Source organism: Sphingomonas sp. R1 (assembly GCF_025960285.1).
Lineage (GTDB): Bacteria > Pseudomonadota > Alphaproteobacteria > Sphingomonadales > Sphingomonadaceae > Sphingomonas.
In genome coordinates, this window is the sequence record NZ_CP110111.1 from 3,717,031 (window position 1) to 3,742,376 (window position 25,346).

Annotated in this window: 21 protein-coding genes and 1 pseudogene; 17 read left to right on the forward strand and 5 right to left on the reverse strand. The window is 62.0% G+C overall.

Annotated features, from left to right (window positions below; genetic code table 11):
* The first annotated feature begins 528 nt into the window (after nt 1-528).
* Nucleotides 529-1,284 carry a LytTR family DNA-binding domain-containing protein gene (locus tag OIM94_RS17670; RefSeq protein ID WP_264607968.1) on the forward strand — a complete coding sequence of 252 codons (756 nt, stop codon included), beginning with the start codon at nt 529-531 and terminating at the stop codon, nt 1,282-1,284.
* 126 nt (nt 1,285-1,410) lie between these two features.
* The gene (locus tag OIM94_RS17675) at nt 1,411-3,639 is read left to right on the forward strand and encodes a CocE/NonD family hydrolase (RefSeq protein ID WP_264607969.1); all 2,229 of its coding nucleotides are present in this window, start codon (nt 1,411-1,413) and stop codon (nt 3,637-3,639) included.
* 218 nt (nt 3,640-3,857) lie between these two features.
* On the opposite strand, the gene OIM94_RS17680 is transcribed toward OIM94_RS17675, so the two are convergent.
* Complete coding sequence (locus tag OIM94_RS17680; protein ID WP_264607970.1) at nt 3,858-4,580, reverse strand: ABC transporter permease; 723 nt, start codon at nt 4,578-4,580, stop codon at nt 3,858-3,860.
* A 12-nt stretch (nt 4,581-4,592) separates the two neighbouring features.
* Nucleotides 4,593-5,477 carry an ATP-binding cassette domain-containing protein gene (locus OIM94_RS17685; protein ID WP_264607971.1) on the reverse strand — a complete coding sequence of 295 codons (885 nt, stop codon included), beginning with the start codon at nt 5,475-5,477 and terminating at the stop codon, nt 4,593-4,595.
* Nucleotides 5,478-5,568: 91 nt separating this feature from the next.
* Here OIM94_RS17685 and OIM94_RS17690 point away from each other — a divergent pair, with 91 nt between their 5' ends.
* From OIM94_RS17690 to OIM94_RS17720, 7 genes and pseudogenes are all read left to right on the forward strand, one after another.
* On the forward strand, nt 5,569-6,027 hold the full coding sequence (locus tag OIM94_RS17690; RefSeq protein ID WP_264607972.1) for a DUF2975 domain-containing protein: 459 nt from the start codon (nt 5,569-5,571) through the stop codon (nt 6,025-6,027).
* Nucleotides 6,027-6,257 carry a helix-turn-helix domain-containing protein gene (locus OIM94_RS17695; protein WP_264607973.1) on the forward strand — a complete coding sequence of 77 codons (231 nt, stop codon included), beginning with the start codon at nt 6,027-6,029 and terminating at the stop codon, nt 6,255-6,257. Before OIM94_RS17690 ends, OIM94_RS17695 begins: the two co-directional genes overlap by 1 nt.
* 12 nt (nt 6,258-6,269) lie before the next feature.
* Nucleotides 6,270-6,614 carry a hypothetical protein gene (locus OIM94_RS17700; RefSeq protein WP_264607974.1) on the forward strand — a complete coding sequence of 115 codons (345 nt, stop codon included), beginning with the start codon at nt 6,270-6,272 and terminating at the stop codon, nt 6,612-6,614.
* A gap of 82 nt (nt 6,615-6,696) precedes the next feature.
* Nucleotides 6,697-7,083 (forward strand): annotated as a pseudogene (locus tag OIM94_RS17705) (TrbI/VirB10 family protein); the annotation flags it as partial.
* Nucleotides 7,084-7,092: 9 nt separating this feature from the next.
* On the forward strand, nt 7,093-7,311 hold the full coding sequence (locus OIM94_RS17710; RefSeq protein ID WP_264607975.1) for a DUF2274 domain-containing protein: 219 nt from the start codon (nt 7,093-7,095) through the stop codon (nt 7,309-7,311).
* A 665-nt stretch (nt 7,312-7,976) separates the two neighbouring features.
* Nucleotides 7,977-8,750, forward strand: a complete 774-nt coding sequence (locus tag OIM94_RS17715; RefSeq protein WP_264607976.1) for a sensor histidine kinase — start codon at nt 7,977-7,979, stop codon at nt 8,748-8,750.
* Nucleotides 8,751-8,762: 12 nt separating this feature from the next.
* Entirely contained in the window at nt 8,763-9,368 is a 606-nt protein-coding gene (locus tag OIM94_RS17720) for a response regulator transcription factor (protein ID WP_264607977.1), read from the forward strand.
* Nucleotides 9,369-10,056: 688 nt separating this feature from the next.
* On the opposite strand, the gene OIM94_RS17725 is transcribed toward OIM94_RS17720, so the two are convergent.
* Nucleotides 10,057-10,674: a tyrosine-type recombinase/integrase gene (locus tag OIM94_RS17725; protein WP_264607978.1), complete on the reverse strand. Its 618-nt coding sequence runs from the start codon at nt 10,672-10,674 to the stop codon at nt 10,057-10,059.
* Nucleotides 10,675-10,810: 136 nt separating this feature from the next.
* Between OIM94_RS17725 and OIM94_RS17730 the strand changes: the two genes are divergently transcribed.
* Both OIM94_RS17730 and OIM94_RS17735 read left to right on the forward strand, forming a co-directional pair.
* Nucleotides 10,811-12,163 carry an EAL domain-containing protein gene (locus OIM94_RS17730; protein ID WP_264607979.1) on the forward strand — a complete coding sequence of 451 codons (1,353 nt, stop codon included), beginning with the start codon at nt 10,811-10,813 and terminating at the stop codon, nt 12,161-12,163.
* A 177-nt stretch (nt 12,164-12,340) separates the two neighbouring features.
* A complete protein-coding gene (locus OIM94_RS17735; protein ID WP_264607980.1) occupies nt 12,341-12,928 on the forward strand; it encodes a DUF4019 domain-containing protein in 588 nt (195 codons plus the stop codon).
* Nucleotides 12,929-13,861: 933 nt separating this feature from the next.
* Here OIM94_RS17735 and OIM94_RS17740 read toward each other — a convergent pair.
* Nucleotides 13,862-17,635, reverse strand: a complete 3,774-nt coding sequence (locus OIM94_RS17740; protein ID WP_264607981.1) for a hypothetical protein — start codon at nt 17,633-17,635, stop codon at nt 13,862-13,864.
* Here OIM94_RS17740 and OIM94_RS17745 point away from each other — a divergent pair.
* The 6 genes from OIM94_RS17745 (at nt 17,616) to OIM94_RS17770 (ending at nt 24,066) form a co-directional block, all read left to right on the forward strand.
* Complete coding sequence (locus OIM94_RS17745; protein ID WP_264607982.1) at nt 17,616-18,650, forward strand: YadA family autotransporter adhesin; 1,035 nt, start codon at nt 17,616-17,618, stop codon at nt 18,648-18,650. The two genes, OIM94_RS17740 and OIM94_RS17745, sit on opposite strands and share 20 nt — an antisense overlap.
* A gap of 113 nt (nt 18,651-18,763) precedes the next feature.
* Nucleotides 18,764-19,885 carry a DUF2827 domain-containing protein gene (locus OIM94_RS17750; protein WP_264607983.1) on the forward strand — a complete coding sequence of 374 codons (1,122 nt, stop codon included), beginning with the start codon at nt 18,764-18,766 and terminating at the stop codon, nt 19,883-19,885.
* A complete protein-coding gene (locus OIM94_RS17755; protein WP_264607984.1) occupies nt 19,882-21,039 on the forward strand; it encodes a DUF2827 domain-containing protein in 1,158 nt (385 codons plus the stop codon). The genes OIM94_RS17750 and OIM94_RS17755 overlap by 4 nt, the downstream gene beginning before the upstream one ends.
* A complete protein-coding gene (locus tag OIM94_RS17760; protein ID WP_264607985.1) occupies nt 21,036-21,590 on the forward strand; it encodes a hypothetical protein in 555 nt (184 codons plus the stop codon). Before OIM94_RS17755 ends, OIM94_RS17760 begins: the two co-directional genes overlap by 4 nt.
* Nucleotides 21,591-21,632: 42 nt before the next feature.
* Complete coding sequence (locus OIM94_RS17765; RefSeq protein ID WP_264607986.1) at nt 21,633-22,739, forward strand: DUF2827 domain-containing protein; 1,107 nt, start codon at nt 21,633-21,635, stop codon at nt 22,737-22,739.
* 151 nt (nt 22,740-22,890) lie between these two features.
* Nucleotides 22,891-24,066 carry a TetR family transcriptional regulator gene (locus tag OIM94_RS17770; protein ID WP_264607987.1) on the forward strand — a complete coding sequence of 392 codons (1,176 nt, stop codon included), beginning with the start codon at nt 22,891-22,893 and terminating at the stop codon, nt 24,064-24,066.
* Here OIM94_RS17770 and OIM94_RS17775 read toward each other — a convergent pair.
* Nucleotides 24,061-25,344: an MFS transporter gene (locus OIM94_RS17775; protein WP_264607988.1), complete on the reverse strand. Its 1,284-nt coding sequence runs from the start codon at nt 25,342-25,344 to the stop codon at nt 24,061-24,063. The genes OIM94_RS17770 and OIM94_RS17775 overlap by 6 nt on opposite strands.
* Between the last annotated feature and the right edge of the window lie 2 nt (nt 25,345-25,346).

The window sequence follows — 25,346 nt, forward strand, 5'->3', positions numbered from 1 at the left end:
GCGGTGAAGGGAAACCAACCGATCGACATACGCTCATTAAAATAAGTACTTACCGCACTGCAGCAAAAATAGAGCCCCAAGGGTTAGGCCCCACTCGCCTTTTCGTAAATCGGGTTCGAAGCACAAACGCGATCGGGTTGGGCGACTACGAACGCCGGAGAAGACCCACGCTCGATCAGCAGCAGTCGACCACCTCCAGTCGTTCGATAACCCGGTCGGAACGTCCGCTCGTAACAGTGTCTGCCATTCCCGTTTTGCCATCGGCCATCGGCCGATCATTCGGGCAACGATGAGACAGCGCCCAAATGGAATACTGCCCGCGAGGAGCTGCCGTTGCAGATCTGATCCCGGTCGGGCAAAATCCCGGAGCACGCAATCGATTATGAAGCGCAATCTGGAACGAAATGAATGGGACTCGCTTTCGCCACGTCTCGCGTCCGATGGAGGGCCGGGCGCAATCCCGACAGTCGCCAGCCCCGCCCCGAAGCCACAAGCGAGCAAGGTTGGACCGACGTTCGGCGTTTCGGCTTGGCTGCGGGGATCGTCTTCGTTGCCTATTCCGCCACGCTTTGCGTTGCGAACACGCTTTCGCTGCCGGATGCGATGATCGCGGGCGCGGCGAATACCGTTCCGACCGTCCTGTTCGGCACAGCCGCATATTGGATCCTCGTCGCGAGCATCGCCCGCAAGGGACCAGCTTTTCAGGTCGCGGCGCATCTGATCCTTTGCACCTGCTTCGCGTTTTTGTCCTATTGGCTGCTGTTGGTACTGCTCGGGCTGGCCGGCGGCGTCTCGGCCACGCAATTCGAGGTCCGGCCGTTCGTCAGCCGAGCCATGGCTTGGCAGACGCTCCTGAATGTGGCCGTCTATGGCATGATCGCTTTATGGGCTCATAATCGGCCCAGCCGGGAGGACGAGATTCCCGTTGCCGTGGCCGGTCGGGACGAGGCGCGCGAGACGCTGTCCCGCTATTTCATCCGCAGCGGCGACGATGCGGTCCCGGTCGAAATCGAATCAATCGTCTCGATCTCCGGAGCCGACGACTATGCCGAAATCAAGACAGCGGGTGGCCAGCATCTGGCGCGCATGACGCTGGCGAGATTCGAAGAACTGCTCGATCCTGCGCGCTTCGTCCGCGTGCATCGCTCGCGAATTGTGAATCTCGATCATGTCGCGCGCATCGAACCGGCCGGAAGCGGGCGTCTCCTCATCCATATGGACGATGGCGACACGATCAGTGCCAGCCGCGCCGGATCGGCTCTGCTGCGCGAACGCATCCTCTGACCGCAAGCAATCGGCCGCTCGCCGGCTATCGCGGCGATTGGCCGAATTTATCTCAGCCCGCTCACGCCGAAGCTAGATGTGCCGCCAAGGCAATCCGATGCGAGGTAGGTAGTGGCGATTTCGAGGATGGCGATGATCATGGCGGCGGTTGTCGGCAGTCTCTCGATCAGCGCAACGCGGGCTGCGGCGCAGTCTATCCCCTATGGTTTGACCGCGAGCAACGGCCAGTCGCTCGACGACACCGCGCTCGCCGGTCTGGCAGCGCGCATTCTCGCCCATAGGCCAGCGAAGCCATACCTGCCTGCCGAGCGCGCCGCGCTGCTGCTCGCCGCCCGCGACGATACCGCCGCACGACGCGCCTACCAGGTGAAGGGCTGCCATCCCCGCGCCGATCCCGCGAGCAGCCGTAGCTGCTTTCTGAGCGCTTGGGCCGGGAGCGGGCGGCGCGGCGATGCCCTGCATCTTCAGCTGAACGAGATATTGTCACCGCTGAAGCCAGTTGCGAGGGAACGCATCTTCGCATGGCTGCGCGGGCGCAGTGCGGATCGGCTCAGACTTGATCGCTTGCTGGCGCGGTACGCAGGTGCGAAAACAATCGGCGCCGACGATGCGGTGCAGATCGTCATGGCCGCACTCGTCGGGGTCGCATCCCGGGCTGGGGGAGACGCCATCGACGCTCTCGTCGCACAGCAGCGCGAGCGCCTCTACCGGATCGATCAGACGATTGTGATCCACACGCCCCAAGGCGCGACGCTATCGGCGACACTGGTTCGTCCGCGCGCTGCTTCGCAGCCGTTGCCGACGACAATGTGGTTCACGATTTACTCCGATCCCGAACGCAACCTGGAGATTGCCGCAGAGGCGGCCGCGCACGGCTATGCCGGACTGGTCGTCAATGCGCGCGGCAAGCTCGGGAGCAAGGACGTCGTCCGCCCGTTCGAAGTCGAAGTGGACGACACCGCCGCCGCGATCGACTGGGCGAGCACCCAGCCCTGGAGCGACGGCCGGGTGGGCATGTATGGCGGCAGCTATTCGGGGTTCGCGGCCTGGGCGGCGACGAAACATCTTCCCAGAGCGCTGAAGACGATCGTCCCGTATGTCGCTGCCGTGCCGGGGCAGGGCCTGCCGATGGAGAACAACGTCTTCCTGAACGCCAATTACGGCTGGAACTTCTACGTCACGAACAATCGGACGCTTGATCGCGTGACCTATAACGGCCCAGATCGGTGGTCGTCGCTGAACGAGAAATGGTATCAGAGCGGACGGCCCTATCGCGATATCGACCAGATCGACGGGACCCCGAACCCTTGGCTTCAACGCTGGCTCAAGCACCCGTCCTACGACGCCTATTGGCAGGCGATGGTCCCCCATGGCGAAGATTTCCGGCACATTGACATCCCGGTCCTCACAATCACCGGCTATTATGACGACGGCCAGATTTCTGCGCTGCATTATTTAAAGGAACATTATCGGTACCGGCCGGATGCCGGACATTATCTCGTCGTCGGCCCCTATGACCATTTTGGGACCCAGCAATCGTTCAAACCCGAGGATTTGCGCGGCTATCCAATCGATCCGGTCGCGCAATTCGATACGAGTGCGCTGACCTTTGCCTGGTTCGACCACATTTTCCGCGGGCGGCCGCGCCCGCCAATTCTGGCGAACCGGATCAACTTCGAGGTCATGGGTGCCAATGTCTGGCGCCACACCGCGTCGCTCAGCGCGATGGCCGACACTTCCCAGCGCTTCTTTCTGACCCACTCCCGATCGGAAGGCCGCTATCGACTGTCAGAAAAACGCCCGGACACGGTGGGTGTGATCTCGCAAAAGGTCGATTTCGCGGATCGTACGACGAGCAGTGCTGGCTATTATCCATTCCCGGTTTTAGATCCGCGACCGGACGTCTCAGCCGGCCTCGTCTTCCAGACCGGTCCGCTAACCCACGCTATTGAGGTGAACGGCGGACTCTCGGGAGAATTTCACATCCGCACGAACAGGCGCGACTTCGATTTCATGGCTGCGCTGTATGAAGTTCGCGCCGACGGCAGCAGCTTCGCCCTGTCTTATTACGTCGGGCGCTCGAGCTTTGCTCGCGACATTTCATCCCGGCAATTACTGACTCCTGGCGCGGTGAATATCATCCCGTTCGACCGAACGCGCATCGTCAGTCGCCGCGTGGCGGCAGGCAGCCGTCTGCGTTTGGTTGTCGACGTACTCAAGAATAATTTCCATGAGATCAACTACGGCACGGGGGCCGATGTTGCTGCCGAATCGATCTCCGACGCCGCCACGCCGCTGGAAATAGAGTGGCTGACGGACAGCTTCGTCCGGGTGCCAATCACCAACCTCCCCTAAGCAGGGATGCCCCGCGGCGCCTGCCGACCAACTTAAGCCGTTCCGATGTGGCAGCAAGATTGTCTGCTTGCGTCACAACCGGTCATTCGCTCTGATGAAGCAGACAGACGGTTGCGCATCCAATTCAGGCGCTTCAGTGCCGCCGCCTGGCTGCTCGAAGCGAAGCTACGCCATAGACGTCGAGCAGCGGACCCCTCCCTTAAGGGAGGAGAGATTGCTTAAGCCTCCCGGCGACTTAAATGGGCCAGCATCGCCGCGAGTACGACGAGTCCTCCGACCCCGCCCAACAGCAACCCCATCTGCCGGATCTCGGGCCTGGTCGCCAGCACATCGGTCGCCAGCAGCCACGGAAACCACGCAGCCTTGGCCGCGCCGATCGTGCTGATCGCCACGAACGTCCCGCCGATTCCGAATACCAGCGGCACCACAAAGCTGCGATAGGCGAGCGCCACCCAGAGCTGGAGCATTGCCACCAGGGCCGAGCAGACCGTCATCAACGCCAGAATCTGGGCAAGCCGTGCCACGTCCACCGCGCCGATCACCCCCGCCGGATGCAATATTGTGAGCACCGCCACGCCAACCAGCATGAACGCCCACAGCAACGCCGACATCATCGCGACCAGCCCGAGCATCACGATCGCCTTGGCGAGGAACGCGTTCGGCCGCGCGCGCGGCAAGGTGAGGAGATGGTTCCAGTTCCGCGAACCATGCTCCATTTGCGCCATCAGTACGCTGAGCGCCGTCACCGCCAGCGGCAGCATCACGAACGACCAGATGCCGGGGCCGCCGATGGCGAAATTGTTGAGCAGGACCGGCGTCTTTCGGTCGAAGGCGATGACCGTTCCGAGCACTGCGACGCACGCCGGCGCGGCGACGCAGAGCATCAACGCAAGGCTGCGACGCAGCTTGAGAATTTCGGCAAACAGATAGCGATGTAGCATGATGCCAAACCTTCAGGCGGCCAGTGCGATGTGGCGGTGATAAATGCCCTCGAGCGTGGGACGATGGCGGGCAAGGTGCGACAATCTCTGCCCCTCCCGCACCAGCAGCGCTGCGATTTCGGCCGGGTCGGCAGCCTCGACGAACAGCCTTTCGCTCCCCGTTATCACCGCGAACCCGGCATCGATCAGGATCATCGCCGCCCGCCCCCGGTCGTCCGTATCGACCTCAATCGGCGCTACGCCGCCGAGCAGCGCGTCGAGCGGCGACTCCAGCAACAGCCGACCCTGGTGAAGCAGTCCGACATGCGTCGCCACCTGCTCGACCTCGCTAAGCAGGTGGCTCGACACGATCAGCGTCACGTCGCCAGCCTCGGGAAGCCTTCGTAGCAGCACACGCATATCGCGGATGCCGTCGGGGTCGAGCCCGTTTGTCGGCTCGTCGAGAATCAGCAGGCGCGGATCGCCGAGCAATGCCCGCGCAATGCCCAGCCGCTGGCGCATGCCGAGCGAATAGCTGCCGACGCGCTGGTCGGCGGCATGTGCGAGATCGACAATCGCCAGCACCCGCCCGATCTCGCGCTTCTCCAGCCCCCACAGGATTCGGGTGATATCGAGATTCTCCCGCCCGGTCAGGTGGTCGTACGACGAAGGGGTCTCGATCAGCGACCCGATCCGCCCGCGCTCGCGCGCCGCCTCCTGCCCGAACAGCCGGATGTTCCCTGCATCAGCGCGCAAAAGCCCGAGAACCAGCTTGAGTGTCGTCGTCTTTCCCGCGCCATTGGCCCCGAGAAAGCCATAGATCGCGCGCCGCGGAACGTTCAGCGAAACGCTATTCACCGCCGGTGGAGCCTTGCCAAAGGCCTTGGTCAGGCCACGGGTTTCGAGGGCGGCGATCATTTTCGAAGCGCTCCAATTTAACTCGGGATTAAATTCGCGTATCGCTCCAATTTAAGTCAAGGTTAAATTATCACTCGCCCATGGAGCCGCTATGCCGATCGAAACCCTCCGCGCCCGCGCCCACCTGCTGATGTGGCTGGTGACAATCCCCTTCGTGCTGCTCTTTGCCGTTCTCGCGATGCTTGTCGTCGCGCCGATATGGACAGGCCGCCTCTCGGGGCCGATGCTGATCTTCCATCTGCCGATGTGCATGTACGTGTGGGCGATATGGATGGTGCGTCAGGCGCTAAAGTCGATCGCATCGGGCGCTGCATTCGGCCAGGTGGTGCCGCGGCTATTGCTGCGGATTGGCTCGGCTTTGTTCGCCGGGGGGCTCACCAGCGTATTCGGCGTCACCTTGCTGACACGGCTGATCTACGGCCGCGGTGCCTTTGCGAGTTTTGACGGTGCGGCGATCACGCTCGGCGTGGTCGGCGCAACCCTTGTCTTGCTCTCGCACCTCCTCGCCCAAGCCTCGGCGATGCGCGAAGAGCTGGACGCGTTCTTCTGATGCCGGTCAAGGTGACGTTGGACGCCGCACTCGCCAGGCGCGGCATGACGGGCAAGCAGCTCGCCGAGAAAATGGGGCTTAGCGAAACCCAGTTATCCCTGTTCCGCTCGGGCAAGGTCCGAGGCATCCGCTTCGCCACGTTGGCGAAGATGTGCGCAGTGCTGGAATGTAAGCCGGCTGAATTGCTGGATTACGACGCCGATCCCTCGGATCTCGCCCTGAAGGATTGAGGTTCGCGTGAGGTGCGCGGCAAGCGCTCGGCGGTGATCCGGGGGATCTACACCGTCGAGCAGGCGGTGCGCCTTGCCATCGGGGAGGACCTGTTGGTGGGCGAGGAATCCGGCGCCATCGTCGTCCGGAGCCGCCCCGGCCGGGGCGGGGGCGCGTCAGCCCAGGAAGAGAAATCGGATGCCATCACGGTCACCGGCTCGCGCATCCGCGGGGCCGAGGGGCCTTCGCCCGTCATTATCGTGTCGCGCCGGGGGCTGGAGGAGCAGGGCATCCCCGACATGGCGAGCGCTTCGCGGATACTCCCGCAGAATTTCACCGGAGGGCAAAACCCCGGGGTCGCGGGGCGCGGCGACTAGGGCGGATACAATAATGCGAACAACGCGACGACGCTCAACCTTCGCGGGTTGGGCTCGGACGCGACGTTGACGCTCATCAATGGTCGTGGCGTTCGGGCAAAAGCGTGCGCTGGTCATTTGGCAGCGCATCCTGCTGCCGGACGGCAGTTCGCTCCGGATCGACAACGTGCCGGCGACCGATGCCTCGGGCTGTGCCGGCCTGCAGGACAAGGTGGACTTCCACACCTGGACGCTGCTCAAGGGGATCGCGCTGTCGACCCTGCTCGGCGTGGGCTCGGAACTCACGGTTTCCGGTGACAGCGATCTGGTCCGGGCGATCCGGCAGTCGACGCAGCAGAATGTCGCGCGCGCTGGCGACCAGCTCACCTCCCGCAATCTCAACGTCCAGCCTACGCAGACGGTTCGCCCCGGCACGAACGTGCTGCTCGTAGTCCACAAGGACCTGATCCTCGCGCCTTGGCGCGGATAGGAGGCCGACATGCCCGACCTGAAACTCGCCAAGCTCCCGGATCGAAAGCTCGTCAAGCTCGCGATCCACATCACGCCCGACCTGCACCAGCGGCTGCAGGACTATGCTGCGCTATATGCCGACACCTATGGGCAGAAGGAGGCGGTGACGGAGCTGATCCCGGCGATGCTCGCCTCTTTTCTCGATAGCGACCGCAGTTTTGCAAAGGCGCGGGGAGCGTTCCGCTGACACTATCGGTGAAGCATGTTTGCTGGGAAATTCTGCGTTCTGTGCAGCTAGGCTAAGAAAATTAGCGAAAAACAGGTTTGTTTGCGCGTAAGTTAGCAGTAGGTTTTCGCAAATGCTAGGATAATATCGCAATTCAGAAATTATGACTGCTAATATTATCTGCAGTATTAATGGTGAAATGATTTATTTGCCATCGAGATTATTGCATTTGCTCGGATCTGTAGGGTTATTGCGATATGACGTGCATAGTATTTCATACGTTGCATGCTTGCATAGTGTGCGGTTTTCAGTGTTGGGGAAGGCGGTGCGCCGCGTAGCGTGGGGCTTGTCCAAGGTGGGTGGGAGAAGAGCAGAGTCATTTATCATGGCGGCGGCGCAGCGTGCACTTCGCATCCCTCAAATTGCCTGCTCTCGATCGCCGTCGGCTGCAACCCGACGGAACACCTTTCATACCTGCCTCCTTTGCTGACAGGCTAGGCGATGGAACATTAGCGGCACGAAGAGCGGTACTAGTGTACTAAAACGGGTTACCGCACATATTTATATATGGCAGTACGCATGTTCTAACCCATGTGAGTCGGGCAGCGTTCGCATGCTGTTTGCTGGAGAGGAGCATCGTTATGCCGTCAGGCACGAATCGGGCCCACCGAGCGGTTGGCCATCGGATGCGCCACCGCAATGCCGTCACGAACGCAAGTCGCCAAAAGTTCCGTAGTCGAGCGCGTGTATCAGAAAAGCTCCGTTATCAGCGAGACAAGGAGATCGGCAGCATCCTCGCGGAGATTTGCCACGAGATACGCTCTCCGATAGGCAGCTTGATACTAGCGGCGATGCGGCTTGCAGAAGCAGGAGACATTCAGACCCAGCACGCGCGCGACGCGAAGCGACTGCTCGCGACAAGCCAGCAAATACTCGGTCTGCTTGATGGCCTAATTTTCACTGATCGCATGAATATCAATTCGATTGCTCCAGCAATGATGGAGTTTGAAGTCCATACATTTCTTGAGGAATTGCTACTCTTGCTTGAGCAGAAGGCTCAGGATGCATCGGTTCGCCTTCACCTTGCTGTCGAGCGCAATGCGCCGACATTTCTGATCAGCAACAAGGGCTGCCTGCTCCAGGTCGTCACGAACCTCGTCGAGAACGCCCTCCGACATGCGGGGTGCCGTAATATCGTGATCACAGTGTCCGCCGTGCTGGGCGCGTTTTGCCACATCCGTGTCGAGGACGATGGCCGGGGCATGGACGCGGCGCGTCGGCGGGCCTTGATGTCAGAATGGGTGCGGCCGGCTGCCAGAGGTCCCAAGCGGGGGCGTTGCGGCTTGGGATTGCGTATCAGCAATCGGCTCGCCGGCACGCTGAACGGCAGGCTGTCTTTGGACGCGACTGCGGGCGGAGGCCTCTGTGTGACCCTTACGCTTCCCCTCAGAATGCGGTGACGGGGGCGCAGCGTGATCCAGGAACGGCAGGTGTTCGTCATCGACGACGACGCGTTGATGCGTGGAGAACTGATCCACCTATTGGAGGGCGTGGGATACGAGGTTGTGGCCTATCCTTCCGCGAACGACTTCTTGAGGGCGCATGCCGAGCCGGCAGGTGTGTTGGTCGTGGACCTGCGTCTTCAAGGCATCAGTGGCTTGCTCTTGCAGCGAAAATTGCTCGGACGCCCGGAAGTCCAATTTGTCTTCGTAAGTGGTGTGGCGCATGTCGAGGACGCCGTTACGGCGATGAAGGCTGGTGCATTCGAGTTTCTGGTAAAGCCGTTTCGTCCCCAGGCCTTGATCGACGCTGTCGGTGGGGCGTTTGATCGGCTCGACGACAGGCAGGTCGACCAGGTGAATCTTCAGGTTGCGCGGTCCGCATACCATAGTCTCACCGAAACCGAGCGCGAGGTTGCGCATCTGCTTGCTAGCGGCCTTCGCAACAAGCAGATCGCATATTGCTCTGGGCGGGCAGAGAGCACCGTCAAGGTGCATCGCGCACGTATTATGAAGAAAATGGGCGTCGGGACGCTGGTGGACCTTGCCCGTCAACTGCAGCGGCTCGGTTTGACCTGACGTCGCGGCTGCTGCCGGTCTGCGCAGCTCACCTCCTGCGGGGTTGGGCTTGGTTGGAAGGATGGGGCGGGGCGCTCATCGGAGGCGCGAAGCTTGCGAGCCGATGTGCGTCCCCATTGAAAAGGCGCAGCGGCTTTGGTGACTAGCCGTCGACAACCAGGCCAAGGCGGTGAATATCCTGACATAGCGTATCACGAACGTAAGCATACTGTACGGTACGGAACGGTGGCCTGCCGATCAGATTATACATTGCATGCAAGATCTGCAGGAAGTCAGCAATATATACCGTACTGTCGTTCTGAATATTGACAGTAAGCATTGGCTAATGCCGATGCCTACTAGCAGAAGCGGTTCAAGGATGCGAAGGATTCAGTAGCTCCATTTTACGATCATTTCGTTTCCAAAACAAGTAACACGTTCGTTTTTGCGACCGGCAATAAAATTGCCCCTCTCGCGCTGGTCAACACCAGCGGTTGATATCGCGCTTCCTGCACGCTTCGTCAGAGGATGATTGACAAAACAATAACTTACTATAGATTTGCTTGAATCAGAATAACTAGTTTTGTTTCATTATGCAAGCGGAGCAGGTGGGTCTGCTCCAAAATCGTCGAGCGTGAGAGAGGGTGGCGGCAGCCGCACGGGCGTGCGGGGCTGCAACGCGGAAGCCTTGCCGCCGTAATCCCCCTATTTAAGTGGCATGGCAAAGTTCCTGCAGCGCGATGGCGCTAGATCGCCACATCCGCTGAGCGATGCTGCGTTCCTCGGGACCGCTGGCGCTGGCATAAATGGCCGTGGTCCGCATGTCCGCGTGACCTAGCCATCGCTGCACAAGATTAAGCGGGACTTGGGATTGAATCGCCGTTACCCCAAAGGAATGGCGAAGACCTTTCGGCATTGCCTGTGACCCGTTGATACCCGCCACATCCATTACCTTGCGGATTCTACGATACGCGGTGACGCGTGAAAATTCCCAGAGATGCACAGAACAACGCGGGTCTTTCATTGCATCTCGAAGGTCATGTGCTTCGATGATTAGCTCGATAAGCTCCGAGGGAACGGGTACGCTTCTAAAAACGCCGCGCTTTCTTTTCTTGAGGCACTCGATAATTATCAGCCGGCCGGTAACATCGATGCTCCTAGTCGTGAGAGATAGGGCCTCTGAAATTCTGCACCCGGTCACTGACATTAGCCAACACAATGTAAACGTACTTTTATCGAAATTTTTAGCAGCCTTTAGGAAGGCATTTCGCTCGGAAGCAGTCAGATATTTTCGCTGCCCATGCGTGTCGTAAATAAGATGCTGCATAATATTCGACCCAAGTTTCGGTTTTGGCTTCATGGCAGGCGGCGCGCGTAAGCCGCAATCGTCCAACCATGCAACAGAACTAGTTATTTCGTCTCGCCAAGGGGGGAGGGCCTCCCACGAAGCGGCGGGAGCGAAGATGCGCGGTGATGGAGGCAGGCGGCGTTTCGGCGCCAGGCGAAATGTCTGTGCCGACGCCGCTCGTTCTTCGGCGCTGGCGATGATTCGCTCGTCTAGTGCGGCGTGGCTTGCATTGGCGGTTGTTGTTCACGTGGACAATCTAAAGGCGATCCGGGCGGCCTCCGGGGAAAATGTTGCCTTGGAGGTCACGGAGGCCGTCTGGCGTGCAGTGCAGCTTCGCCTGGTGACCGCTTCCGATGTGGTCGCTGAGCGCGTGATCTGGTCGCCGGAAGAACTGTGCTTTGTCGTGCGTGCTGCGACCGACATAGGCAGTGCATCGAATGATGCCCTCCGCGCGCAGGTTTGTTCTTGGTTGCTGGATGTCGGCTGTCGGCCCTTATTCGTGTCCGGCGCGGTCCTGCAGGTGGCGCTCTCGTGGAATGCGACTGTCGCCGAGCGAGGGTCGGGGGATAGGGACGTCCTGCATCTCCTGCTGATCGAGGCGCGCCAAACTCTGGCGCGTTCGAGTGGCAGCCCCACGACGCAGTCGTTGGATCCTGAGGACGCCCGTCGCGACATGGCGGCGGCGGTGGCGCACTATGCGGAACTCGTCTCCGGCGAGCTGCAATTCGCCTGGGCGCCCGTCCGTGCGGTGGATGATGACGTGCTGCTGTATCTGCGCGCGGAGGTCGCAATCCCGGGTGTGGTCGGTCAGATCATCAACCGGGAGGCGGGGTATCGCGCACTGGAGCGGCTGCGCCTGGTGGCGATCTTTGACCATCTGCAGGTCCAGCGGGCGATTGACCATCTCGTGCGCGGCGGCGGGTGGGCGGTGTGTGTGTCGGTTTCGGCGACGAGCTTCCGGCGCTCTTCCTGGTGGGACCAGCTGTTGGCCCAGCTTGAGGGGCAACGGTTCATCGCCGAGCGCCTGCTTGTCGCCGTTGATTGCGAGCAGTTCGCGGTTTTCCTGGGTCCTGCCGCTGAGCTGGCGGATCGGCTCCGTCGCCTGGGCTGCAAGATTGTTCTGCTCGGCTTTGGCAGCGGACAGATTGCCTTGGCGGGGCTGCTGGCGCTGCGGCCCGATGTTATCACGCTCGATCCATTTTTGATCGAGCTGGCTGCGCGGGGCGGCCGGGATCTGGAGCTGTGTCGCCGGGTCGTTGCGCTTGCGGCCGTGCTTGCCCCGCTCGTGGTGGCCGAGGGCGTTGACACGTTCCGGCATGCTGCGGTGGCACTGGACGTGGGCGTGTCGTGGGGTTGCGGCGCCTTTTTCGGTGGGCCCAGGTGGCGCGGCCCTGGGGGGTATGCCGGTCGTCCGGGCCGCATTCCGCCATTTCAGTGGCAGGCCGGCGGCGCGGAGTGGGGCGCGTGAAGAGGCGCCCGGATCCCACGGATTTCGGCCCCGACCTCGACGGCGACAGGGCTGGGGTGTGGCGCGGCCTCTGTGTCGGGCTTCCCGCGTCGCTCCTGTTGTGGGGCGTGATCATCGTCGTTTGGCGCTTGCTGTCTTGAACCCGCCTCTTTTCGAAAAACTATTGGGGATTCTCGTATGAATGGTGCGGGCTGCACGTATGTATCGGTTCTCGCTCTTCTCCTTTCTTGGTCTGGGGTTGCCGAGGCGGAGGGGCGGGGGCAGGCAAAGGCGGAGCCGGCGCGGGCCGCAGCTAGCGTCGTGTCGCAGCCTGCCTCGCCGCAAGGTTCGTTGCCGCGCGCTGACGCTGGCGATCAATGGCTCGCGCCCAACGCTTTCCTAAACGCTGCGAACCAGATTTCGCGCCGTGCTGCGGCCGGTGAAGCCGCGAAGATCTACGACCAGGTTTCGCCGATTCTCAAGGCCCGCTTCACGCGCGAGGCCTTCGTTGCCGAATTGAACCAGCGCCTCGCCGGCAAGGTCGTTCAGCGCAACTGGCAGAATATCAGTCAGGTGATGGTTCAGAAGACCGGGAACGACGATCCTAATCAGACGGGCGAGTATGTCACCGTTACGATATTGGCTCTTCTAGAGAATTCTCCCTCGAAATTTTCAGTAAGAAAAGAAGTTCTTTCCTTCTTTCATGAGAAAAGTGGGGAGTGGCTATTGTCCGGTTATCAGATTGATCGTTTTTCAGGCGATCCTGAATCGAAAGAAAATAAATAGGTAGGTCGTCTCTAGTCATTATTGGCCAAGGAAACGTGTGAATAAAAGGGGTGCTTATATGAAATATGATGATCCAGAGAGGGGTTCTGCGGCAAGAGGTGTCACAGCTTCGAATGTTGGCCGCATCGTGGGCATCAACGGTGAGATGAGTAAGAACATGCGTCGCCGCGTAATGGCGATTCTGCGCCTCTCGTCGATGTACGTGGTGTTTGGGCGCAAGGCGAAGGTTGGGGCCATCGGCGCCCAGGGTGGCGTCAAGATGTCGTTCGCGGTCCCGAACGGTGCGGGCGTCAGGTCTGGCATGAACGGCGGCTTGACGGCGGGCTGGGCCGCTTTGGCTCCGGCACTCGTCTTCGCGGCGCCACTGCTGATGCCGACAGAGGCTTTTGCCCAGGCGGCGTTTTCAGGGATCTGCGTAACGGGTAGCACCGGGAGCTCCACTGACGTGGCGATTTTCGATAGCCGTGCGACTGGCATCGATAATAATCGGCCATGTACCGCCAATTTTGGTGCCCAGGCCGGCGACAGTTTGGTCCAGATTTATTCGAACCCCGGTGGCGGACCAAACGGGCCGCTCGTTCAGGTTGACGGCACGCAAAATACCATCGCTTTCGGCCTTAACGGTTTCGGCAATGTCAAGTTGGCGGCAGGTACGGATGTCACGACCGGCGCCGCTAGCATCACTATGAACGGTATCGCCGGACAGGCGCTCAGCTCTACCAGCACCTTCGCAGTCAACGGCGCGCAGCTGGCCAGTGTTTCGACGGGAATTTCCACCAGTCTGGCGTCGCTTTCGACCGGGGCTTCGCTGTCAAGTTCCTGGATCAGCTATCTATCGACTGGCCAATCGTCGCTGTCGACCGGACTGTCGAGCGCGAACACCAGCCTGGCGTCGCTGTCGACCGGGGCTTCGCTGTCAAGTTCCTGGATCAGCTATCTATCAACTGGCCAATCGTCGCTGTCGACGTCCACGGCAAGCGGGTTGACCGCTGCGAATGCAAGCATCACCTCGCTGTCGACGTCCACGGCGAGCGGGTTGACCGATGCGAATGCCAGCATCACCTCGCTGTCGACGTCCACGGCGAGCGGTCTGACCGCTGCGACCAGCGGGATCACCTCGCTGTCGACGAGTTTGGGCGCGACCAACAACAATGTAACGTCGCTGTCGACCTCGACCTCGGCCGGCCTGAGCACGGCGACCAGCGGGATCACCTCGCTGTCGACGGGGCTGGATACGACCAACAGCACCGTGACGGCACTATCGACCTCGACCTCGACGGGCATCAGTGCAGCGACCAGCGGGATCACCTCGCTGTCGACGGGCCTGGATACGACCAACAGCACCGTGACGGCGCTGTCGACCTCCACCTCGACCGGGCTGAGCGCGGCCAACAGCGGGATCACCTCGCTGTCGACGGGCCTCGACACGACCAACAGCACCGTGACGGCGCTGTCGACGTCGACCTCGACCGGGCTGAGCAGCGCGACCAGCGGGATCACCTCGCTGTCGACGAGTCTCGATACGACGAACAGCACCGTGACGGCGCTGTCGACGTCGACCTCGACCGGGCTGAGCAGCGCGACCAGCGGGATCACCTCGCTGTCGACGGGGCTGGATACGACCAACAGCACCGTGACGTCGCTGTCGACCTCGACCTCGACCGGACTGAGCAGCGCGACCAGCGGGATCACCTCGCTGTCGACGGGTCTCGATACGACGAACAGCGCCGTGACGGCGCTGTCGACGTCGACCTCGACCGGGCTGAGCGCGGCCAACAGCGGGATCACCTCGCTGTCGACGGGCCTGGATACGACCAACAGCACCGTGACGGCGCTGTCGACGTCGACCTCGACCGGGCTGAGCGCGGCGACCAGCGGGATCACCTCGCTGTCGACGGGGCTGGATACGACCAACAGCACCGTGACGGCACTATCGACCTCGACCTCGACGGGCATCAGTGCAGCGACCAGCGGGATCACCTCGCTATCGACGGGCCTCGACACGACCAACAGCACCGTGACCGCACTGTCGACGTCGACCTCGACCGGGCTGAGCGCGGCGACCAGCGGGATCACCTCGCTGTCGACGGGCCTCGACACGACCAACAGCACCGTGACCGCACTGTCGACGTCGACCTCGACTGGCCTGAGCACCGCCACCAGCGGGATCACCTCGCTGTCGACGGGGCTGGATACGACCAACAGCACCGTGACGTCGCTGTCGACCTCGACCTCGACCGGGCTGAGCGCGGCGACCAGCGGGATCACCTCGCTGTCGACGGGGCTGGATACGACCAACAGCACCGTGACGGCGCTGTCGACCTCCACCTCGACCGGGCTGAGCGCGGCCAACAGCGGGATCACCTCGCTATCGACGGGCCTCGACACGACCAACAGCACCGTGACGGCGCTGTCGACGTCGACCTCGACCGGACTGAGCAGCGCGACCAGCGGGATCACCTCGCTGTCGACGGGTCTCGATACGACGAACAGCGCCGTGACGGCGCTGTCGACGTCGACCTCGACGGGCATCAGTGCAGCGACCAGCGGGATCACCTCGCTATCGACGGGCCTCGACACGACCAACAGCACCGTGACGGCGCTGTCGACCTCCACCTCGACCGGGCTGAGCGCGGCGACCAGCGGGATCACCTCGCTGTCGACGGGCCTCGACACGACCAACAGCACCGTGACCGCACTGTCGACCTCGACCTCGACTGGCCTGAGCACCGCCACCAGCGGGATCACCTCGCTGTCGACGGGCCTCGATACGACCAACAGCACCGTGACGGCGCTGTCGACGTCGACCTCGACCGGGCTGAGCAGCGCGACCAGCGGGATCACCTCGCTGTCGACGGGTCTCGATACGACGAACAGCGCCGTGACGGCGCTGTCGACGTCGACCTCGACGGGCATCAGTGCAGCGACCAGCGGGATCACCTCGCTATCGACGGGCCTCGACACGACCAACAGCACCGTGACGGCGCTGTCGACCTCCACCTCGACCGGGCTGAGCGCGGCGACCAGCGGGATCACCTCGCTGTCGACGGGGCTGGATACGACCAACAGCACCGTGACGGCACTATCGACCTCGACCTCGACGGGCATCAGTGCAGCGACCAGCGGGATCACCTCGCTATCGACGGGCCTCGACACGACCAACAGCACCGTGACGGCGCTGTCGACCTCCACCTCGACCGGGCTGAGCGCGGCGACCAGCGGGATCACCTCGCTGTCGACGGGCCTCGACACGACCAACAGCACCGTGACCGCACTGTCGACGTCGACCTCGACTGGCCTGAGCACCGCCACCAGCGGGATCACCTCGCTGTCGACGGGCCTCGACACGACCAACAGCACCGTGACGGCGCTGTCGACGTCGACCTCGACCGGACTGAGCAGCGCGACCAGCGGGATCACCTCGCTGTCGACGGGTCTCGATACGACGAACAGCGCCGTGACGGCGCTGTCGACGTCGACCTCGACGGGCATCAGTGCAGCGACCAGCGGGATCACCTCGCTATCGACGGGCCTCGACACGACCAACAGCACCGTGACGTCGCTGTCGACCTCGACCTCGACCGGGCTGAGCGCGGCGACCAGCGGGATCACCTCGCTGTCGACGGGGCTGGATACGACCAACAGCACCGTGACGGCACTATCGACCTCGACCTCGACGGGCATCAGTGCAGCGACCAGCGGGATCACCTCGCTATCGACGGGCCTCGACACGACCAACAGCACCGTGACCGCACTGTCGACGTCGACCTCGACTGGCCTGAGCACCGCCACCAGCGGGATCACCTCGCTGTCGACGGGGCTGGATACGACCAACAGCACCGTGACGTCGCTGTCGACCTCGACCTCGACCGGGCTGAGCGCGGCGACCAGCGGGATCACCTCGCTGTCGACGGGGCTGGATACGACCAACAGCACCGTGACGGCGCTGTCGACCTCCACCTCGACCGGGCTGAGCGCGGCCAACAGCGGGATCACCTCGCTATCGACGGGCCTCGACACGACCAACAGCACCGTGACGGCGCTGTCGACGTCGACCTCGACCGGACTGAGCGCGGCCAACAGCGGGATCACCTCGCTGTCGACGGGGCTGGATACGACCAACAGCACCGTGACGGCACTATCGACCTCGACCTCGACGGGCATCAGTGCAGCGACCAGCGGGATCACCTCGCTATCGACGGGCCTCGACACGACCAACAGCACCGTGACGGCGCTGTCGACCTCGACCTCGACCGGGCTGAGCGCGGCGACCAGCGGGATCACCTCGCTGTCGACGGGTCTCGATACGACGAACAGCGCCGTGACGGCGCTGTCGACGTCGACCTCGACGGGCATCAGTGCAGCGACCAGCGGGATCACCTCGCTATCGACGGGCCTCGACACGACCAACAGCACCGTGACGGCGCTGTCGACCTCCACCTCGACCGGGCTGAGCGCGGCGACCAGCGGGATCACCTCGCTGTCGACGGGCCTCGACACGACCAACAGCACCGTGACCGCACTGTCGACCTCGACCTCGACGGGACTCAGTGCAGCGAACAGCGGCATCACCTCGCTATCGACCGGGCTGAGCACGACCGACAGCACCGTGACGTCGCTGTCGACCTCGACCTCGACGAGCCTCAGCACGGTCGCGAGCAACGTTGCCACGGTGTCGTCGGGCTTGGTGAGCCTGTCGACGGGCACGGCTACCGGCATAGCGTCGGTGTCGACCGGTTTGGCATCGCTGTCGACCACGACCGCGCAGGACTTCGCGTCGCTCAGCACGGTTCTAACGCCGATACTTGCCGCGGCCAGTGCTGGGACCCAAGTGGTTGCCTCGGTTGCAGGCGGCATGCAAAGTTCGACGTTGTTCCAGACGCGAGGCGCGAGCGGCGATACCGTTAAGATCGCCGACAGCGTTTCGTGCCGCCAGGTGGATGGTATCGACACCACTGCAACCGGGCTTTGCGCAGCGGCGGTCGCAGACGGCGCAACGGCCTATGGTTCGAACGCCAGAGCGGAGTCGACGAACGGAACCGCGATTGGCTTCCGCGCAGTTGCAACCGGGGCGGGCGCTACCGCAGTCGGCTATGGCAACAAGGCGGTCGGCAACCAGTCCATCGCGATCGGCTTCGCCAACGTGGTGACTGGCGCTCATTCGGGCGCGATCGGCGACCCGAATGTCGTCAGCGGCGATGGAAGCTATGCCGTCGGCAACAATAACACGGTCGCTTCCAATGGCGTCTTCGTGCTCGGCAACAACGTCAATGTTGCTGCCGGGAACGACGGTGCGGTCGTCCTCGGCGATCGCAGCACCGCAAGCGGACCGAACACGGTCTCGGTGGGCTCGGAGAGCCAGACTCGAAGGATAACCAATGTTGCGGATGGCATTGCACCGACGGATGCGGCGACGGTCGGGCAGCTCGAGCGTTCAAACATGATGCTGGGCAACCAGATCGCCGGTGTACAGAACCAGGTATATGATCTGGCGCGATCGACGTCCTTCGGCATCGCCGGAGCCACGGCAATGTCGCTGATCCCGGACATCGACCCGGATCAGCGCGTCTCGATCGGCATGAGCGTCGCCGGCTTCAATGGATATCAGGCCGTTGCGCTTGGTATCACGGGCCGGGTTGGCGACAGCGTCAAAGTGAAAGCGGGTGCGTCTATCTCTGGAGGCAAGTCGGTGTACGGCGCCGGCATCGCCTTCGGTTGGTAACCGCGCCGCTGCTCCAGGACTTATAGTTCCCCCAAAAGTCCTGGAGCGGGGAAGTGCGAGGGCATGCCCCCCCCGCACTTCCCCATTTTCTAGCGACCCAACGTGAGTATCGCATGCGCATTGGCATCTCTATCTTCACCCAAGCCGGACAGAATATCTGGAACAACGGCATCGGGCAGAATGTCTATCACTTGGCGACGCTGTGCGAGCAGCTTCCGTTCGTAGAAGCTGTTTACCTGCTGAATTGCGGAGATAGCGACACGGCGCCTGACGGATCTGGAGAAGCAGGCGCGCGTTTTCCGTTGTTGCCCCTCCGCGATGCGATCGACCTGATCGATGTCGCGATCGAATTGTCCGGCGCGATCGACCACGAATGGTTGGAGCGTTTTCGGGCGAGAGGTGGCCGTGCCGCCTACTACATTTGCGGCCAGCCCTATGTGTCGATCGTCGATCATACGACGTTCGGAGGCGTGGGGTGTTTCGTCACGCCCGAGCGGTGTGACGAAGTCTGGGTTCTAGAGAAGGATGCGACGTTCGAGGCGATGGTGCGTAGTATCCACCGTTGCCCCGTTTCGGTCGTGCCATATCTCTGGGCACCGAATTTTCTCCGGGATAGCTTTTTTCATGATGGAGAAAGGTTTGGATACCGCCAAGGAACACTGGCCAACCAAAAGGCAAGGGTGGCAATTTTCGAACCCAATATCTCTCCGATCAAGATGGGGGTTCTTCCGTTCCTGATCGCAGAGGAGGTTGAACGGGCCGATTCTTCAGTGATCGGTGCCGTGGACTTCATGAACACGATTCAGTTTTCCAATCACAACACGTTCAAGGCGTTGGTTGGGAGCAGTCAGCTTTACAAGGGCGGCAAGGTAGCTCTGCACGGCAGGGATTATTTCTCACATGTCATGGGAAGGGGGGCGAATATCGTCGTCAGCCACCAGATCGAATGTTCGCAAAACTATCTGTACCTGGATGCGCTTGCGGGCGGATATCCTCTGGTTCACAATTCTCCGCTTTTCGCGCAGGTCGGATATTATTATCCGGAATCGGACGTCGCGGCTGGCGCCTTCCAGCTATTGCGGGCGTACCGTGAACACGACCGGGAACTGCCGGCCTATACGGCCGCGGCCGCGAGCAAGATCGCGAGCCTGAGCCCATTCGACCGTCATAATCTGAATGCATATGCGCGCAGGCTGCTGAGCCTCGCCTCGCGTCGGGGAGGGCCGCAGGCATGAGCAAGGCAAAGGCACGCGCACGAGGCGCTCGGCTCAATGTGGGGGTTACCCTGTTCATCCGAGACGGCAGCCAGTCGCTCTGGGAGAACGGCATCTTCCAGAACTGCTACTTCCTCCTGATGCTGCTGGCGCGATCGCCGATCGTGGACCGGTGCTTCATCGTCAACGGCGGGCCGGGGGATCCGAAATCCGCCGGGGACTTCCTGCAGCATGCCCCGGCCCCAGTGCTTTCCCTTACCGAGGCGATGCGCGAGCTCGATGTGATCATCGAACTCAGCGCACAACTCGATCCTGCCTGGGGGCAGCAGTTCTCGGAGAAGGGGGGGCACATCATCGGGATGCGCGTCGCCAACGACTATGTGATCGACGTCGAGCGCATGGCCTTCGACATGCCGTCTGCGTTGTTGATGTCGGGCGTGCCGTACGATGAAATCTGGACCTTGCCTGCCTTCGAGAAGACCTGCGCATCCTATTACCAGAGCGGCTTTCGCGCTCCCGTGCGGGTGATGCCGCACCTGTGGAACCCGACGCTGCTCGAACAGGCGCGGTCGAGGGCGGGGTGTGCGGAGCCGTTCGAATATCGCCCGGGCCGTCGGCGCTGGCGGGTCGCCGTGGTTGAACCGAATATCTGCACGGTGAAGACCTGCCATCTCCCCTTGCTGCTGTGCGATGTCGCGCATCGCCAGGACCCGAACGCGATCGAGCTCCTGCAAGTATATAACAGCATGGCGCTAAAGGAGCATGGCGACTTCGTCGCCTATGCACGATCGATGGACCTTGTGCGACAGGGGTTGGCGACGTTCGAGCCGCGCTTGCCCATCTTCAATATCATGGGTGCCTCTGCCGATGCGATCGTTTCTCACCACTGGGAGAATGCGCAGAACTACGTGTACTACGAAGCGCTGTACGGCGGCTTTCCCCTGATTCACAACTCGCACCTGCTGAAAGGCTGCGGCTACCGATACGCATCGTTCGATCCGGAAGACGGCGCGTTGGCGCTTCGCCAGGCGCTGGCCGAACACGATCGGGATCTGGATGGATACCGCGCACGGGCGCGCGCTTTGCTGTCGGATCTTGACCCTGTGGGCGCGGAGAACATTGCCGTGTTCGGACAGGTCTTGCAGGCAGTCGTAGCGCGAAAGCGCGACCGATGAGCCGCTTCAGCACCTGGCGGGGCAAGCTTGCGGTAGCGCTGCCCGTCGCGCTCGGGAGCTTCCTGCTCGGGAGAATGGCAGATGCCGGGCCGACCGGCGCAGCGCCGGCAAAGGAGCCTCTCGTCGTCGCTGCCGCCCGTACCGTCGGGGTGAAACGCTGTCTGCCGATGATCGCCGCCATCGCCCAGCGGGCGACGGCGGGTGCGACGTTGCAAGACATCATTGTCGATTGGGACCGCAAGATGCCGGACAGCGCCCCGTTTTTCTCGCTCACCGGACTGGGCAACGGTACGCTGCGCGCGGCGCTATCGATCGCCGCGATCCCGTCACCCGCAGGCTGTGCCGTGCTGGTCGAGCGCGTTTCCTATGCGGCACGGCCCTGTGCGGCGGTCGCGAGTGGGGAGTTGGGCGGTTTTCCGTCCGGCCAACTGATCGACGGCATCACCGTCTATCAGAACCCGCGTCAGGCTGGCGAAACCTACAGCTTGATCAGCAACAATGGCGGCTGCCTCGTCCTGCGACGTCAGGCATCGCTAAACTGGGCAGGGTGAACCATGGGTCGTCGATCTCTCCGTATCGGTATCACGATCGGCTTGCGCGCGCCGGACGAGAGCCTGTGGACCAACGGGATCAAGCAGAACGCCCTGTTTCTGGCGAAGCTGTTCCGCAATTCGGCACTCGCACATGATGTCGTACTGCTCAACACGACGGATGTCCCCATCACGTCCGCACTTCCCTGGGACTTGAAAAGCTACCCGACGGCGCCGTTCGATGCCGCCTGCGACGGGTTGGACATCGTGATCGAGCTGGGGGGGCAGATCTCTCCGGCGCAGACGGCCAGGATCAAGGCCCAGCGAACCAGGCTGGTCAGCTATTGCTGCGGGCCGGAATATGTCCAGAACATGGAAGCCATGATTTTCGGGCGTCCGTTATGGGACTCGATTTTCATCAATCAGGACTATGACGAAATCTGGGCGATACCCCAGATCGCGGGGACGACCTTGCCGTTTCTGCAGACGCTTCGCCGCTGCCCCGGAAGAGAGGTTCCGTTCGTCTGGGATCCAATGGCGATCGAGAGCGTGGCCGGAGCGCTTCCCCACGGCGGCGAGTATCGGCCCCGAGGAGCGGGGCGACGACTGGCGGTGATCGAGCCCAACATCGATGTGTTGAAGTTCTGCCTCTATCCGATCCTTGCGGCGGAGCGTGCTTTTCGCGCCGCACCTGAACACATCGAGGTGCTCTACGTAGCCAATAGTGAGCACATGGCGCTCACCAACCGCGAATTTGCAGGGCTGATGCACCATCTGGAAATCGTGAAGGCGGGCAGGGCAGGGTTTCTCGGTCGTGTCCGGACACCGGATTTTCTAAGTGCCGATGTCGATGTCGTGATTTCCCATCAATGGGGTCTGCCGCTAAACTATTTCTACCTCGAATGCTGCTGGCAGGGGTATCCACTCGTTCACAATGCGCAGCTCGTCCGGGACCTCGGCTATTTTTATCCTGAGAACGACATAGACGAGGCAGCCCGGCACATTTTGCAGGTGTGTGCGCAGCATGATGGCGAATGGCAAGCCTATCGCGACCGCCAGCGGCGCCGGATCCAGCGGTTTCTCGCCACCAGCCGATCGCTAGCCGACGAGTATGACGACATCCTGTTCAGGTTGCTCCACCGGACAGCGCGCGCCGCGCGAAATTGTTAACGACTGGGAGACTGTAACTTGTACCTCGTCAGAAATTGTTACGAATGCGTTCTGAAATGGATGATGCGGCTGCTGTTTGATCAACATTCAGCACGGCCGGTGATGATGAAGCATTGCCTCGAAATGGGTAGAGAGGCATTGGTGTGCTGAAATGACCAATTCCCCAGTTCGGCAGTTGATCGATGCAGCCCGGGCGCGGATCGCTGCGGAAGGTATGCGGGGGCTCAGTTTGCGTGTGATTGCCCACGATGTGGGTATTTCGCTCGGTTCCCTGAGTTATCGCATCGGCGACAAAGCGGCGCTTCTCAAGCAGCTGCTGGAACGCGAGCATCTTGAGCAGCAGCAAAGCCAAGCATCCTGGGTCGAGCGCGTGAGGGGGCTTGATCTGACAGACCCCTTGGTTCTGTCGAGCGTCATCACGACGTGGATCGAAGATGCGAGCCAAGTGACGCGCGTGTCTTCCCTGGTGGGTTGCGAGCTCTTCCTCGAGGCGGCTGTCAGCCCCGACCTCTATCCTGGAATGGCAGCGATCCTCGACGCGCAGGATGATTTCTGGCGCGATTTGATGGTCGGGCTTTTGCCGTTCGAGGATGCGGTGCTCTTCGGGCGTGCCATCGCAAGCTATATTCGGGACGAGCTTCCCTTCTCCCTCGCTGCCGGCGGCAATGCCGATTACCGGTTGCTGCGCGCAGCGACGGTGGAGTGCCTCGCATCTCGCCTGGCGGGCACGCATACGGGCCTTCGCGCGCGTTTTCCGCAATTGGTAGCGGCCTGCGGCAACGAAAGTGCAGAAGCCCCGCTGCTGATCGATTTGACCCCCGGCACGAAGCGGGCGGACATTGCCGGGGAGATCGCCTCGCTCATCGCAGAGCAAGGCGTCGCGGCGATCTCGCATCGAGCGGTTGCCGCTCGCGCGGGCGTCTCCAATTCCAGTGTCGCGCATTATTTTCGGACCCGCAGCGACCTGCTCAGTGCCGGTTTTGGCGCGCTCGTTTTGAGCATGCGGAACGAACTGCAGGATCTGGGTGCCCCGGCGCGGTTCCAGTCCTGGTCCGCGTTAATGCGCTCCACCCATGCGATCGCCCTCGCGGCCGCGCGCGATCCACAACTGATGCCGTTCGCACTGGATATGCGGCGGCGGCGTGCGGAAAACGGGAGAGAAGCGATCCGGGGCGCACTTTCCCGAGGTGTCCCGATCGACGAAGCATCCATACAGTCCGCCGCGTTGATCCTTGTCGGCAATTTCCTGGCGATGGAAGCACGGGGGGCATGTGATGGCTCCGGGCGCATAACGATCGAGGATCTTGCCAGACTGCGGCAGTTATGAGGGATCGTGGCGCTCCGCTTGGCAATGGTCGCGCGCTATGGCGACGCCCGCCAGCGTGCAGGTGAGGGCAATGGGTAGGCCGAGCAGCAGGAACTGGCGTGGATCGGCGTGGATTCGCATTCCGATGCTGGATAGCCAAGTCCCCACCAGCAATGCTGCGAGGCCCAGCGCAATCTTCGTCATCATGGTGTAGATGCTGAAGGCTGCGGTGAAGCGCGTCGCTCCCGTTTGACCGTCCCGTGCGATCGCTTTCGTCAAGACAGCCCAGCTGAGGAACGCGACGCCCCCGCTACCGACGCCGAACCAGGCAAAGAGCAATATCACCGCAGGTCCAAGCTGTCCGGCCCATGGTAGAAGCAGCGCCGTTGCCCCGCAGGCGGCGTAGGCCCAGCCCAATGCCGGCCCGCTACCGATCCCGCGGGCGAGGGGCGACCACAGCCATATCGCGCCCAATCGCGCAACGATCACGATCAACAACGCCAGGGGGGCGAGCGCGTTGTCCACGGTGTCGATATGTAGCAGCGCCTTCGCCGTCGCCGCGATTGCCGCGATACCGAACATGGTCGCGGTGGAGAACCGCAGGAGCGCGGACGATGTCCGCCCCGTCGGTGTAACCTCGGATGGGCCCGATGAGAGGTTGTCGCCGCGCAGCAGGAACGGCAAAGGCACCATCAGTGCAAGCGCGGCCAGCGCGATGAAGCCGCATAGCAACGATGCCTTGAAGGGCGTGTCGCTGGCGCTAGATTGGAGCAATGCCGCCGCGAAACCGATCACCAAGGTCGCGATGGCGGAGCCGAACGCACGGATGCGGGCCGCCATCAAGTCGGCGCCGCGCGCTGCGAGACGGCGGGTCAGGCCGTTATGCGGTACATCTGCGACGCTGTAGCTGAGCCTGAAAACCAGCAGAAGCAGCGTTGCCTCCCAGACGTTCCGCGGCGTTAAGATGGGCAGGGCCGCAAAGCTTGCGGACGCTGCCAGAATCGCCAGCGTCGACAGCAACGGCAACGCCCTGCGGAACGCTCCGAAGCGGATGATGGCGCGGCCGATTGCACCATCGCAGAACGCATTCGCCATCGCACTCGCAAGAAACAAGCCTCCCGCAAGACCAGGCTCGAGTGCCAGAAACCGGACCACGATATAGAGGCCCAGCAGTTCTTCACCCGCCCAAAGCAGGCTGATGCCAAGGTGTACCGAGGCATAGCCGATCAGCAGGCGACGGAGTTCTTTACCGCCATTGACGTGTGGACGCATAGGGGCATGCTTTCTCGACAGGATCATTT

What these genes read in the sequence shown, in the direction of transcription:
- OIM94_RS17775 (WP_264607988.1), bottom strand. Translation starts at nt 25,344, where the DNA reads ATGATCCTGTCGAGAAAGCATGCCCCTATGCGTCCACACGTCAATGGC.
- OIM94_RS17770 (WP_264607987.1), top strand. Translation starts at nt 22,891, where the DNA reads ATGACCAATTCCCCAGTTCGGCAGTTGATCGATGCAGCCCGGGCGCGG.
- OIM94_RS17730 (WP_264607979.1), top strand. Translation starts at nt 10,811, where the DNA reads ATGCGCGGTGATGGAGGCAGGCGGCGTTTCGGCGCCAGGCGAAATGTC.
- OIM94_RS17755 (WP_264607984.1), top strand. Translation starts at nt 19,882, where the DNA reads ATGAGCAAGGCAAAGGCACGCGCACGAGGCGCTCGGCTCAATGTGGGG.
- OIM94_RS17695 (WP_264607973.1), top strand. Translation starts at nt 6,027, where the DNA reads ATGCCGGTCAAGGTGACGTTGGACGCCGCACTCGCCAGGCGCGGCATG.
- OIM94_RS17680 (WP_264607970.1), bottom strand. Translation starts at nt 4,580, where the DNA reads ATGCTACATCGCTATCTGTTTGCCGAAATTCTCAAGCTGCGTCGCAGC.
- OIM94_RS17690 (WP_264607972.1), top strand. Translation starts at nt 5,569, where the DNA reads ATGCCGATCGAAACCCTCCGCGCCCGCGCCCACCTGCTGATGTGGCTG.
- OIM94_RS17760 (WP_264607985.1), top strand. Translation starts at nt 21,036, where the DNA reads ATGAGCCGCTTCAGCACCTGGCGGGGCAAGCTTGCGGTAGCGCTGCCC.
- OIM94_RS17710 (WP_264607975.1), top strand. Translation starts at nt 7,093, where the DNA reads ATGCCCGACCTGAAACTCGCCAAGCTCCCGGATCGAAAGCTCGTCAAG.
- OIM94_RS17750 (WP_264607983.1), top strand. Translation starts at nt 18,764, where the DNA reads ATGCGCATTGGCATCTCTATCTTCACCCAAGCCGGACAGAATATCTGG.
- OIM94_RS17715 (WP_264607976.1), top strand. Translation starts at nt 7,977, where the DNA reads ATGCGCCACCGCAATGCCGTCACGAACGCAAGTCGCCAAAAGTTCCGT.
- OIM94_RS17725 (WP_264607978.1), bottom strand. Translation starts at nt 10,674, where the DNA reads ATGCAGCATCTTATTTACGACACGCATGGGCAGCGAAAATATCTGACT.
- OIM94_RS17735 (WP_264607980.1), top strand. Translation starts at nt 12,341, where the DNA reads ATGAATGGTGCGGGCTGCACGTATGTATCGGTTCTCGCTCTTCTCCTT.
- OIM94_RS17675 (WP_264607969.1), top strand. Translation starts at nt 1,411, where the DNA reads ATGGCGATGATCATGGCGGCGGTTGTCGGCAGTCTCTCGATCAGCGCA.
- OIM94_RS17685 (WP_264607971.1), bottom strand. Translation starts at nt 5,477, where the DNA reads ATGATCGCCGCCCTCGAAACCCGTGGCCTGACCAAGGCCTTTGGCAAG.